At 70.5% G+C, this 12,752-nt stretch carries 12 protein-coding genes; 10 read left to right on the forward strand and 2 right to left on the reverse strand.

Annotated elements, in window-relative coordinates; translation table 11 throughout:
- Positions 1-51: 51 nt before the first annotated feature.
- Entirely contained in the window at positions 52-966 is a 915-nt protein-coding gene (locus O3438_RS04800; RefSeq protein ID WP_088989676.1) for a RecB family exonuclease, read from the reverse strand.
- 82 nt (positions 967-1,048) lie between these two features.
- Here O3438_RS04800 and O3438_RS04805 point away from each other — a divergent pair, with 82 nt between their 5' ends.
- From O3438_RS04805 to O3438_RS04815, 3 genes are read left to right on the forward strand one after another with little or no spacing between them, the layout of a single operon-like run.
- The gene (locus O3438_RS04805; protein ID WP_269678772.1) at positions 1,049-2,203 is read left to right on the forward strand and encodes a site-2 protease family protein; all 1,155 of its coding nucleotides are present in this window, start codon (positions 1,049-1,051) and stop codon (positions 2,201-2,203) included.
- The gene (locus tag O3438_RS04810; protein WP_269678773.1) at positions 2,200-3,192 is read left to right on the forward strand and encodes a tRNA (adenine-N1)-methyltransferase; all 993 of its coding nucleotides are present in this window, start codon (positions 2,200-2,202) and stop codon (positions 3,190-3,192) included. The genes O3438_RS04805 and O3438_RS04810 overlap by 4 nt, the downstream gene beginning before the upstream one ends.
- A 46-nt stretch (positions 3,193-3,238) precedes the next feature.
- Positions 3,239-3,811: a hypothetical protein gene (locus tag O3438_RS04815; protein ID WP_088989673.1), complete on the forward strand. Its 573-nt coding sequence runs from the start codon at positions 3,239-3,241 to the stop codon at positions 3,809-3,811.
- Positions 3,812-3,866: 55 nt separating this feature from the next.
- On the opposite strand, the gene O3438_RS04820 is transcribed toward O3438_RS04815, so the two are convergent.
- Positions 3,867-4,160 carry a ferredoxin gene (locus tag O3438_RS04820; protein WP_269678774.1) on the reverse strand — a complete coding sequence of 98 codons (294 nt, stop codon included), beginning with the start codon at positions 4,158-4,160 and terminating at the stop codon, positions 3,867-3,869.
- Between the two features lie 178 nt (positions 4,161-4,338).
- On the opposite strand from O3438_RS04820, the gene arc reads away from it, so the two are divergent.
- From arc to prcA, 7 genes are all read left to right on the forward strand, one after another.
- Entirely contained in the window at positions 4,339-6,123 is a 1,785-nt protein-coding gene (gene arc, locus O3438_RS04825; protein WP_269678775.1) for a proteasome ATPase, read from the forward strand.
- 137 nt (positions 6,124-6,260) lie between these two features.
- Complete coding sequence (locus O3438_RS04830) at positions 6,261-8,258, forward strand: hypothetical protein (RefSeq protein ID WP_269678776.1); 1,998 nt, start codon at positions 6,261-6,263, stop codon at positions 8,256-8,258.
- A 274-nt stretch (positions 8,259-8,532) separates the two neighbouring features.
- Positions 8,533-10,050 carry a depupylase/deamidase Dop gene (gene dop / locus O3438_RS04835; RefSeq protein ID WP_442929558.1) on the forward strand — a complete coding sequence of 506 codons (1,518 nt, stop codon included), beginning with the start codon at positions 8,533-8,535 and terminating at the stop codon, positions 10,048-10,050.
- Positions 10,051-10,153: 103 nt separating this feature from the next.
- Positions 10,154-10,369 (forward strand): ubiquitin-like protein Pup, encoded by a 216-nt coding sequence (locus O3438_RS04840; RefSeq protein WP_088948111.1) that lies wholly within the window; start codon positions 10,154-10,156, stop codon positions 10,367-10,369.
- Between the two features lie 22 nt (positions 10,370-10,391).
- Positions 10,392-11,072: an endonuclease VII domain-containing protein gene (locus tag O3438_RS04845; protein ID WP_269678777.1), complete on the forward strand. Its 681-nt coding sequence runs from the start codon at positions 10,392-10,394 to the stop codon at positions 11,070-11,072.
- Positions 10,991-11,830: a proteasome subunit beta gene (gene prcB, locus O3438_RS04850; protein ID WP_269678778.1), complete on the forward strand. Its 840-nt coding sequence runs from the start codon at positions 10,991-10,993 to the stop codon at positions 11,828-11,830. Before O3438_RS04845 ends, prcB begins: the two co-directional genes overlap by 82 nt.
- A 61-nt stretch (positions 11,831-11,891) precedes the next feature.
- Complete coding sequence (prcA, locus tag O3438_RS04855) at positions 11,892-12,713, forward strand: proteasome subunit alpha (RefSeq protein WP_269678779.1); 822 nt, start codon at positions 11,892-11,894, stop codon at positions 12,711-12,713.
- Positions 12,714-12,752 lie beyond the last annotated feature (39 nt).

Raw genomic sequence — 12,752 nt, forward strand, 5'->3', positions numbered from 1 at the left:
CGGCCCGCGCGGCGGCCCGGGGCGGCCGTCAGCGCGCCGCGGAGCGGGACGTCACTCGTCGGCGCCGGGCGCCACCGGAGCGGACCGGGAGTCGCGCAGCGGGTCGGCGGTCGCCGCCGCGACCGGGAACGGCGGCGGAGTGCCGCCGAAGGTGGGACACAGGGCCTGGTGACTGCACCAGTCGCAGAGTCGACTCGGCCGGGGTCGGAAATCCTGCCGGGCGGTCGCCTGCTCGATCGCCCGCCACAGGGCGACGACGGTGCGCTCGAAGCGGACCAGTTCGTCGGCGTCCGGCGTGTAGTCCAGCACCTCGGCGTCGCGCAGGTAGAGCAGCCGCAGCACCCGGGGCACCACCCCCCGCGTGCGCCACAGCACGAGGGCGTAGAACTTCAGCTGGAACAGCGCCCGGGCCTCGAACGCCTCCCGTGGCGCGCCGCCGGTCTTGTAGTCGACCACCCGCAGTGCCCCGTCCGGCGCGACGTCGAGCCGGTCCAGGTAGCCCCGGATGAGCAGCTCCTCGTCGACCACCGCCGAGATCAGGCTCTCCCGCTCGGCCGGCTCCAGCCGGGTCGGGTCCTCCACCGCGAAGTAACCCTCCAGCAGCCCGGCGGCCGAGCGGAGGAACTCCGCCGGGTCGGTCGGCTCCGCCCCCTCGAACAGCTCGGCCAGCTCCGGCTGCTCGGTGACCAGCCGATCCCACTGAGGGGCCACCAGATCGCCGGCCGCGGCCGGCGTGCGCCCCTGCGCGGGCAGGTCGAACAGCCGCTCCAGCACCGCGTGCACCAACGTGCCCCGGGCCTGCTCCATGGTGGTGCGCTCGGGCAGCCGGTCGATGCTGCGGAACCGGTAGAGCAACGGGCAGGTCTTGAAATCCGCCGCCCGCGACGGCGACAGCGAGGCCCGCACCGTCGGCGGCGCCTGCGCCGGGGAGGAGGGCTGGGTGGTGGTGACCGGTTCCGCCGTCATGTCCGCAAAGGTTAGGGCACCGGTATGACACCGCACCTACCGCCGCCCGCCCCGCACAGCGACGGTCCGTAGCATCGTGCCGATGGAGCGACGAACCCGGCCACCGCGCCGACCCGACCGCCGGCTCGGCCTCAACGTCGGCCGGGTGTTCGGGGTGCCGCTGCACCTCAACGGCTCCATGGTCCTGCTCGCGGTGATCATCGCTGTGCTGTACGCCGAGTTCGCCGCCCGTCAGCTGGACCTGCCGCAGATCAGCGGCTATCTGATCGGCTTCGGCTTCGTGGTGTCCCTGCTCGGCTCGGTGCTGCTGCACGAGCTGGGGCACGCCCTCACCGCCCGTCGCTACGGCATCGGTGTGCGCGGGATCACCCTGGAACTGCTCGGCGGCTACACCGAGATGGACCGGGACGCCCCGTCACCCCGCGTCGACCTGCTGGTGTCACTGGCCGGCCCGGCGGTCTCCGCGGTGCTCGGCGTGCTCGCGGTCGCCGCCACCCTCGCCCTGGAGCCGGGGACCGTGGTCCACCAGCTCGCCTTCCAGCTCGCCGTCAGCAACGTCATCGTCGCGCTGTTCAACAGCCTGCCCGGCCTGCCGCTCGACGGCGGTCGGGCGCTGCGCGCCGCCGTGTGGTGGCTGAGCCGCGACCGGCACCTCGGCACCGAGGTCGCCGGCTGGGCGGGGCGGGTGGTGGCCGTCGGCACCACGATCCTGGTCCTGGTGCTCACCGTCGCCGACTACCTCGCGCCCCTGGCGTTGCCGCTGATGCTGCTGGTCGCCGTCACCCTCTGGCGCGGCGCCGGGCAGTCGATCCGCGCAGCCCGGGTCAGCCGCCGGTTCCCGCTGATCGACCTGTCCCGGTTGGCCCGTCCGGTCTGGCCGGTGGCCACCGGCACGCCGCTGGCCGAGGCGCAGCGCCGACGCGCCGAGAGCGGTCAGCCGGGCTCCGCGCTGCTGGTCACCGACTCGGCGGGTCGGCCGGCGGCGCTGGTCGACCCGGTCGCCGCGGAGGCGGTGCCGGTCGAGCGTCGGCCCTGGTTGGCGGTGGACACCGTCGCCCGGTCGCTGGGCTCGATCCCCACCCTGTCGGTCGGCTGGGACGGCGAGCGGGTGATGGAGGCCGTACAGACCCACCCGGGCGCACAGTACGTGGTGACGTCAGGCGAAGATGTCGTCGGCATTCTGCACATCGCGGACCTCGCGCAGCTCCTCGAACCCAACCGGAAGATGACACAGTGACCGCAACTCCCTCCACCGTCCCGGCCACCCCGGCGCTGACACCCGTGCACCGAGGGCCCTTCCGGCCCGGCGACCGGGTCCAGTTGACCGACCCCAAGGGGCGGATGCACACCGTGACGCTGGAGCCGGGCAAGGAGTTCCACACCCACCGCGGCATCCTGGCGCACGACACACTGATCGGGCTCCCCGACGGCAGCGTGGTGACCACCTCCGGTGGCGGCACCGCGTTCTTGGCCCTGCGGCCGCTCCTGTCCGACTACGTGCTGTCCATGCCGCGTGGCGCCCAGGTCATCTACCCGAAGGACTCGGCCCAGATCGTCGCGATGGGCGACATCTTCCCCGGCGCGAAGGTCCTCGAAGCCGGCGCCGGCTCCGGCGCGCTGAGCTGCTCCCTGCTGCGCGCCGTCGGCACCGAGGGCGAACTGCACTCGTTCGAGGTGCGCGACGACTTCGCCCAGATCGCCAAGCGCAACGTCGAGGCCTTCTTCAACGGACCGCACCCGTCGTGGCACCTGCACGTCGGTGACGTCGCGCAGTGCCAGGAGACCGGGTTCGACCGGATCATCCTGGACATGCTGACCCCCTGGGAGACCCTCGACATGGTGGAGCGGGCGCTGGTGCCCGGCGGGGTGTTCATCGGCTACGTCGCCACCACACCGCAGCTCTCCGAGCTGGTCGAGGCGTTGCGCGAGCGCGGCGGCTGGACCGAGCCGCGGGCCTGGGAGTCGCTGGTGCGCGACTGGCACGCCGAGGGCCTCGCCGTCCGTCCGGACCACCGGATGATCGCGCACACCGCGTTCCTGGTGTCCGCGCGCAAGCTGGCCCCGGGAGTGACGGCGCCTCCGCGCCGCCGCAAGCCCAGCAAGGGCACAGAGGCGTACGCCCAGCGCCGCCAGGATCTGCGCGCGGCGGAGGCGGCCCGGCAGGCCGCGGCCGCCCAGGCGGCCGGCGCGCTTCCCGACGGTTCGGGGGAGATGGACAGGCCGTGACCAGAAAGCTGGGCGTCGGCAGCGGCGAGCAGGGGGAGGCGTCGGCATGAGCCGACCGGGCTACGGCGGCGGTGACCTCCCCGCGGTCTTTCCCGACTGGTCGCCCTACCAGGACCTCGAGTCCGCGGCGCGCGCCTACCTGCGCGACCCGGACGTCGCCCTGGAGGCGCTCGGCGGTGTGCTGCGTGGCGCGTCGGTGCTCGGCTTCACGCTGGAACGCTTCGTCAACGAGGTCAACGGCGTGTGGCAGGAGGTCGTCGTCTGTGACGGCAGCCGCCTGATCCTCTGGCACGGCGAGGACGTGCCGCCGGAGGAGGGTCCGCCGGGCTCGATGACGTCGTCGCTGCGGGTGGTGCCGGTCTCCACCATCACCGAGGTCGGCTGTCGACGGCGGCTCAACCGGTCGGACAGCGGCGAGATCCGGGTCGACAGCATCGACGTCTACCTGCTGCTGACCTCACTCGACGAGGCGCCGCCGAGCGAGGAGATGGCCGGCACGCCACGACACGACGCGCTGCGTTTCGGCAAGACCCTCGACGACGGCGGTGCCGGGCAGATCGCCCGGTTGGAGGAATTCGCGCGGCTGGTCGCCTCGGTGGTCGGCCGTCCGATGCTCTGAGGCGTACCCCTTTCGGGGGCCGGCCGGGTTCGCGCGGCCCGGCCGGTGCGGTCGGTCAGTCGTCCTCGGCGTCCGGGCCGGCGACCTCGACACCGTCGCCGCGCACCACGTGGATGCAGTCGCCCGGGCACTCCTTCGCGGAGTCGATCACTTCGAGCCGCAGGTGGGCGGGCACGTCGACCCGGCTGCCCGGCGCCAACAGCAGTTCACCGTCGGCGCGCTTGACGTATGCCAGGCCGTCGACGTCGAACTCGAAGACCTCCGGCGCGTACTGCACGCAGAGACCGTCGCCTGTGCAGAGATCCTGGTCCACCCAGACCTGCAGCTGATCGGTCGCGACCTCGGCCACCGGTGCACCCCCCATGTTCTCCCGTCCTACGCCCCGACGGTACCCGAACGCCGGTAACGGCCCGTCAGGCCACCCTTGGCGATCAAGGTTCGGTGACGAGGGTGTTGCGTGGGACCGAATCGGCCTCATAGCGGCTAGTGTTAGGGCAGAACGTTCAAGCCCCCCGGGGAGGTGGGACGTGGCAGCACGCAGCGACGACGCGGACTCGCGCGCCGCACGGTGGGAGAAGGAAGCCCACGATCTCTCCACGCAGGTCGCGTTCCTTCAGGAGGAACTCGCTCTGGTGCGGCGTAAGTTGACCGAAAGCCCCCGACACGTCCGGCAGCTCGAAGAGCGGCTGGCGGCCACCCAGGCACAGTTGGCGCGGCTGACCGAGAACAACGACCGGCTGGTGAGCACCCTCAAGGAGGCTCGCACGCAGATCGTCACGCTCAAGGAGGAGATCGACCGCCTCGCGCAACCGCCGAGTGGTTACGGCGTCTTCCTCGCCAAGCACGACGACGGCACGGTGGACGTCTTCACCGGCGGCCGCAAGCTACGGGTCGCGGTTTCGCCCTCACTCGAGGTGGGCGACCTGCGCCGTGGCCAGGAGGTCCTGCTCAACGACGCGCTCAACATCGTCGACGCGTTCGGCTATGAGCGGGTCGGTGAGGTCGTGATGCTCAAGGAGATCCTGGAGGGGCCAAACGGCGGGCCGGGTGACCGGGCGCTGGTGGTCTCCCACTCCGACGAGGAACGCATCGTGCACCTCGCCGAGACACTCATCGGCTCGGCGATCCGAGCCGGCGACTCGCTCATGATCGAGCCCCGCTCGGCGTACGCGTACGAGCGGATCCCGAAGAGCGAGGTCGAGGAGCTGGTCCTGGAGGAAGTGCCCGACGTCGACTACGGCGACATCGGTGGCCTCCAGTCGCAGATCGAGCAGATCCGCGACGCGGTGGAGTTGCCCTTCCTGCACGCGGACCTGTTCCGTGAGCACCAGCTCCGCCCGCCCAAGGGCATCCTGCTGTACGGCCCGCCCGGCTGTGGCAAGACGCTCATCGCCAAGGCGGTGGCCAACTCGCTGGCCAAGAAGATCGCCGAGCGGCAGGGCAAGGAGAAGCACACCAGCTTCTTCCTCAACATCAAGGGCCCCGAGCTGCTCAACAAGTACGTCGGCGAGACCGAGCGGCACATCCGGCTGATCTTCCAGCGGGCACGGGAGAAGGCCGGCGAGGGCACGCCGGTGATCGTGTTCTTCGACGAGATGGACTCGATCTTCCGGACCCGCGGCTCCGGTGTCTCCTCCGACGTGGAGAACACCATCGTCCCGCAGCTGCTCAGCGAGATCGACGGCGTGGAGGGGCTGGAGAACGTCATCGTCATCGGCGCCTCCAACCGGGAAGACATGATCGACCCGGCGATCCTGCGCCCCGGTCGGCTCGACGTGAAGATCAAGATCGAGCGACCGGACGCCGAAGCGGCCAAGGACATCTTCTCGAAGTACATCCTCTCCGGGCTGCCTCTGCACCCGGACGACCTGACCGAGCACGGGGCCGACCCCCAGGCCACCGTCGCGGCCATGATCGACGCCGTGGTGCTGCGGATGTACTCCGAAACCGAGGAGAACCGCTTCCTCGAGGTCACCTACGCCAACGGTGACAAGGAAGTCCTCTACTTCAAGGACTTCAACTCCGGCGCGATGATCCAGAACATCGTCGACCGGAGCAAGAAGATGGCCATCAAGGAGTTCCTCACCTCCGGTCGCAAGGGGCTGCGACTGCAGCACCTGCTCGACGCCTGCGTCGACGAGTTCCGCGAGAACGAGGACCTTCCCAACACCACCAACCCCGACGACTGGGCCCGCATCTCCGGCAAGAAGGGCGAGCGGATCGTCTACATCCGCACGCTCGTCTCCGGTGGCAAGGGCACCGAGGCCGGTCGGTCCATCGAGACCGCCAGCAACACCGGCCAGTACCTCTGACCGTCCAGCGGCGGCACCGGATCCCGTCCGGTGCCGCCGCTGTCCGTGTCCGCCACCACCCGACTGGCGGCGCCCTCGCCGACACCCCTTACGGCTAGACTGCGGCGACTTCGCCGATCTACCGAACGAGGACAACCGTGCGTGCCGACATCACCGCGCAACTACCAGCAGTGCAAGGCCGCACGGAAGATCCGGAACCGGTAACCACCACGCCGCCCGCCCGACGCCCCGGCATCGGCCTGATCCTCGGTGCGGTGCTCGCCAGCTGGCTCGTCCCCGTCGCCGCGACCGCCGTCCACGCCGCGTGGCTGCTGCCCCCGATCGTCCTGCTCGCAACCGCCAGTCTGCTGCGCTCCGGTCGGGCCCTGCTCGACCGGATCATGCTCGCCCTGGCGCTGCTCGGCGGCCTCACCTGCGCCGTCGGCCTTCTCTTCAGCGTCTGGCCCTGGGGCCTGCACCCGGTCCCGGTCACCGGCCTGGCGTTCACCGTGCTGACGGTGGCCGCCGTGCTGTCCCGGCGCGCCCCCCGACTGCCCCGCCCCGGCTGGTCCGACCTGGTCTCCCTCGCCGCCGCGGCCCTCGCCGCCGGCTACCTCGCCACCCCCTACCTGCGGGCCGACACCTTCGGTCAACGACTCAGCCTCGCGATGGTCGGCGAGGACAACGGCCGCCACCCGGCACTGTTCGACGTGATCGGCCGCCTCGGCGGATACCTCTTCGTCGACCCCGACGCCGCCCGCGAGCAGATCTTCTCCGGCCTCGTGCACTACCCGCAGGGCTGGCACTTCACCAGCGCGCTGCTCGACGGCTTCCTGCGCAGCGCCGGCGATCCACCCACCGGGGCGCGACTCATGGACCACTACGTGCTCTGGTGCCTCGCCACCTTCGGGCTGCTGGTGCTCACGCTGGTCTGGGCCGCCCAGCACGTCGCCGGCCCCCTGCACCCGCTGCGCCGACTTGTCCTCATCATCGCTGTGACAGCGCTCGTCCTCGGCGCCGAACTGCCCCGGCTGCTGGTCGCCGGCTACCCCAGCGAGGCGTTCGGGCTCAGCCTGGCCGTGGTCCTCGTCGCCCTCGTCGTCCGCCCCCTGCATCGGCTCCGCGAACAACTGATCCTCGTCGGGGCGCTGCTGATCGGCATCGGCTTCAGCTACTACCTCTTCCTCTTCCCGACCGGCGCCATGGTGCTCTGCTGGCTGATCGCCGACCGGCGCCGACTGCGTACCCGCGCCGGCACCGTCGCCATCGTCGCCGTCCTCACCGCCGCCCTGGCCCCGCTGGTCGCCGTGATCGGCGTCCTCGTCGCCGGCCAGAGCGAGGCGCTCGCCGCCCCCGGCGGCACACCACCGGTCGAGACCTACAACACCATGCTCGGGCTCGGCGCGCTCGTGCTCGCCGCCGTTCTGGTCCGGACCAACCTCGCCGACACCACCTGGCGGCGCTACCTCGTGGCCCTGGCCGTCGCGCTGTTCTTCTCCGCCAGCATGGCCGCCGTCAACATCGCCAACGGCACCCAGCCCGCCTACTACTTCGGCAAGACCGCCCACCTGGTCCTCGTCGTGCTCACCATCGGCGCGGCCGCGCTCGCCCGTCTGCTCCCGGTGCCAGCCGACCCGAGCACCGACAGTGAACCGCGCCGCCGCCCCGTCGTCGGCGCCATCCCCGCCGTCGGCACCGCGGCCCTCGTCACGCTCGCGCTGCTGGCCGGCACCGGCCTGATCGGCTGGACCGGCGGCTACTTCCACCGCAACGGCGGCAACGGCACCTGGGCCAAGGACTGGGCCGGCCGGGACGTGCGGGCGGTCTCCCGCACCGCGTCGGTCACCAACATCGCCTACCGGAACTACCCGGCGATCCCCGGCACCGTCACCCTGGTCCTCGACAAGCAGGGCCTGCAGGGCTACCGGGAGTCGATCTTCCTGTCCGCCATGCAGGGGACCAGCGGCCAGACCGAACCCGGCATCTACTTCCGGATCTACGACGAGCCCGCCCGGACCGCCGAGATCCTGCGCCGCGTACCCCGCCCGCTACGCCTCATCGTCGCCGACCCGGCCGCCCAGAAGGCCATCGACGGCGCGCTCACCGCCGACCCGGCCCTGCGCGACGGCCTCACCGTGGTGCCGCTCAAGCCCTAGGACGTCTGCCAAGGCCCCTGACCGGCCTGCGGCGGGCCTGGCGACGGCCTGCGGCGTCGGAGATGGGCGTGGATACGGTGTGGTATCCACGCCCATCTCCGCGTCGCCGGACCGCCGCCCGGACTCCGCCTCGGCTCGATCGAGGACTTTGACGCACGCCCCAGCCGCGCCGCGCCGACCCACAGGGTCGCGCGGTGCGCCATCGCGCAGACTAGTCTCGATGGTGTGAGCGGCGGGCACGCCGGCTCCGTGGGCGAGCGAAGCGAGTGGTCGCATGACGGTACGTCGGATCATGGGCACCGAGGTCGAATACGGCATCTCCGTGCCCGGTCAGGCCGGAGCCAACCCGATGGTCACCTCATCGCAGGTGGTCAACGCCTATGGGGCGCGCCCCGAACTCAACCGGGGCGGGCGGGCCCGGTGGGACTACGAGGAAGAGTCGCCGCTGCGCGACGCGAGAGGCTTCACCTACTCGGGTGCCGCCTACGACCCCGCCGAGGCGCTCGCCGACGAGGACCTCGGCCTGGCCAACGTGATACTCACCAACGGCGCCCGGCTCTACGTCGACCACGCGCACCCCGAATATTCCACCCCCGAGGTCACCACACCCCGAGACGTGGTGCGGTGGGACAAGGCCGGCGAGCGGGTGATGGCCGAGGCGTCCCGCCGCGCCGCCACCATCCCCGGCAGTCAGCCGATCCACCTCTACAAGAACAACACCGACAACAAGGGCGCCAGCTACGGTGCCCACGAGAACTACCTGATGCGCCGCCAGACGCCGTTCGCCGACATCGTGGCGTACCTGACGCCCTTCTTCGTCACCCGGCAGATCGTCTGCGGCGCCGGGCGCGTCGGCATCGGTCAGGACGGCGGCCAGAGCGGGTTCCAGATCTCCCAGCGCGCCGACTTCTTCGAGGTCGAGGTCGGCTTGGAGACCACCCTCAAGCGTCCGATCATCAACACCCGCGACGAGCCGCACGCCGACGCCGACAAATACCGTCGGCTGCACGTCATCATCGGCGACGCCAACCTCTCCGAGATCTCCACCTACCTCAAGGTCGGCACCACCGCGCTGATCCTCACCATGATCGAGGAGAAGGCGCTCGGGGCTGACCTCGGCATCGCCGACCCGGTCAGCGAGCTACGCGCGGTCAGCCACGACCCGACCCTGACGCACCGCATGCGCCTGCGCGACGGCCGTCGGCTGACCGCCCTCGACCTCCAGTGGGCCTATCTGGAGCGGGTCCGGTCCTTTGTCGACGACCGGTACGGCACCGACGCTGACGAGCAGACCGTCGACGTGCTCGACCGCTGGGAGAGCGTCCTGGACCGGCTGGGTCGCGACCCCATGCTCTGCGCCGACGAGTTGGACTGGGTGGCCAAGCTGCGGCTGCTGGAGGGCTACCGGGAGCGGGAGAAGCTCGGTTGGGGCTCGCACAAGCTCCAACTGGTCGACCTGCAATATTCCGACGTCCGACCGGAGAAGGGCCTCTACCACCGCCTGGTCAGCCGGGGGGCGATGAAGACGCTACTCACCGACGACGAGACCCGCACCGCGATGACCGAGCCCCCGGAGGACACCCGGGCCTACTTCCGCGGCCGCTGCCTGGCCCAGTACGCCTCCGAGGTGGTCGCCGCGAGCTGGGACTCGGTGATCTTCGACGTGGGCCGGGAGTCGTTGGTCCGGGTGCCGATGATGGAGCCGGAGCGGGGCACGCGGGCACACGTGGGTGCGCTGTTCGACCGGTGCGCCAGCGCCAAGGACCTGCTGGAGACGTTGACCGGGGGCTGATTCGAGATTTGCCGCCCGCCGTGTGCCGTAAGCCGGCGCGCGGCGGGCTTTTCGTCGCCCGCGCGAGGTAAGTTCATCGCAGACGATCGTGGAGGAGGCAGCTGTGGCCACTCATGACAGCGGCGGGCAGTCGCAGTCCGGCAAGTCCCGTCAGGGCGAGGAAATCGAGGACGTCACCACCGAGGCCAACCCCGAGGTGGCCGAGCGGCACGCCGAGATCACCGAGGACGTCGACGACCTCCTCGACGAGATCGACTCCGTCCTCGAAGAGAATGCAGAAGAGTTCGTGAGGGGCTATGTGCAGAAAGGGGGTGAGTAGGGCATAGCTGGGTAAAACGGACATGCCCTTGGGTGACCGGGATGGCCACCGACGCTGCCGCGACTGCGGTGAGTGGCTGCCCCTTGATCAATTCTGCGTTAGCAGTAAGCGACCGGACGGTCGGGGCAGCTACTGCAAGCCCTGCTTCAATGTTCGATCCAAGGCGAGCTACGCCAAGCGCGTGAAGGAGCAGCAGGGCAGGGACGTGCGGCAGCTGCCCGCCGCCCCGGAAGGCCATCGGCGGTGCCCGGACTGCGATGTCACGAAACCCCTCGATGACTTTCCACGGAATCGCTCCGGCCGTGGAGGCTACGGCCGATACTGCAAACCTTGTCACAACGCGAAGGGCAAGGAGAGCAAGCTTCGCCTGCACGGCGGGACTCGCGAATACCACTTGCGGCGGCGGTACGGCGTGGGGGAGAAGGAGTTTCAGGAGCTCCTGGCCGAGCAGGGCGGGGTCTGCGCGATCTGTGGGGGCGCGGACCCACAACATCTGGACCACGATCATCGCACCGGATGGGTGCGCGGGATACTCTGCTTCAACTGCAACGGTGGTCTTGGCCAGTTCCGTGACAGTCCCACGAGGCTGGCCAGGGCGATCACGTACCTGAGAGGAACCACGTGGCAGCGGGCTTTGATCCATCCGGGCGTCTACCAGATGTGTTCACCAACGCGGGGACGTCCTCCTTCACGACGTTCCTGAGTCGGGTGGCCCCCGAGATGCTGCCCGGTCGGCGAGCGCTGCCGCCGGGCATGGCCGCCGACCTGGCGCCGCACGCGACCACCATCGTGGCCATCACGGCCGCCGAGGGTGTGGTGATGGCCGGCGACCGGCGGGCGACCATGGGCAACCTGATCGCCCAGCGCGACATCGAGAAGGTGCATCCGGCCGACGCGTACTCCCTGGTCGGCATCGCGGGCACCGCAGGCATCGGGATCGAGCTGATGCGGCTGTTCCAGGTCGAGCTGGAGCACTACGAGAAGATCGAGGGCGCGATGCTCTCGCTGGACGGTAAGGCCAATCGGTTGGCCTCGATGATCCGGGGCAACCTGGGCGCGGCCATGCAGGGGCTCGCCGTGGTGCCGCTCTTCGCCGGCTTCGACCTGGCCGCCGCCGACCCGGCGCGGGCCGGTCGGATCTTCAGCTTCGACGTCACCGGTGGCCCGTACGAGGAGACCGGCTACGACGCGATCGGCTCCGGGTCGCTGTTCGCCAAGTCCGCGTTGAAGAAGCGGTTCCGGGCCGGGATTTCCGTCGCCGACGCGACCCGGCTCGCGGTCGAGGCGCTCTACGACGCGGCCGACGACGACACCGCGACGGGCGGTCCGGACCTGACCAGGCGGATCTACCCGGTGGTGATGACCGCGACCGCCGAGGGCACCTACCGGCTCACCGACGCCGAGACGGCGGCGATCGCCGAGAGCGTGGTCTCCGGTCGGATGGAGAACCCGGGCGGTTGAGCCCCGTCCACCCCCACCAGCCAGCAGTCGTCAGCACAGCGCCGTAAGGAGAACCGCCGCCGTGGCAATGCAGTTCTACGCCTCGCCCGAACAGATCATGCGCGACCGTTCCGAGCTGGCCCGAAAGGGCATCGCCCGGGGGCGCAGCGCGGTGGTCCTGAGCTACTCCGGCGGGGTGCTCTTCGTCGCGGAGAACCTCTCCAGCGCCCTGCACAAGGTCAGTGAGATCTACGACCGGATCGGCTTCGCCGCTGTCGGCCGTTACAACGAGTTCGAGAACCTGCGTCGGGCCGGTGTGCGGATGGCCGACCTGAACGGGTTGAGCTACGACCGCCGGGACGTGACCGGGAGGGCGTTGGCCAACGCCTTCGCGCAGACCCTGGGCGCGATCTTCACCGAGCAGTCGAAGCCGTTCGAGGTGGAGATCTGCGTGGCCGAGGTCGGGGCCACGGCCGACGACGACGAGTTGTACCGGCTCACGTACGACGGCTCCGTCAACGACGAGCCGGGGCGGATGGCGATGGGCGGCCAGGCCGAGGCCATCACCGGTGTGCTGAAGGCCAACCACCGGGCGGACATGTCCCTCGGTGAGGCGGTGAAGGTCGCGGTGCAGGCGCTCGGCAGCGCCGGCGGCGAGGGTGGTGCGGCGCGGACGATCGCGGCGAACCAGCTTGAGGTGGCGGTGCTGGACCGTCAGCGGGTCGGTCGGACGTTCCGGCGGATCACCGGGGCCGCGCTGACCGCGCTGTTGGACGGCAAGGAGGCGCCGGCGGCGACCGACGAGCGGGACACGCCGACTGTGCCGACCGCCGAGGCGGGTAAACCGACCAGTTCGGCGGGTTCGGCCGATCTGGAGGATCGTCCGGGGCAGGCCGACAGCTGATTGTGTGTCACGACAAAGCGCCGGGACCGCGAGGCGGTC

Origin of the sequence: Micromonospora sp. WMMC250, from assembly GCF_027460215.1 — a bacterium.
GTDB lineage: Bacteria > Actinomycetota > Actinomycetes > Mycobacteriales > Micromonosporaceae > Micromonospora > Micromonospora taraxaci.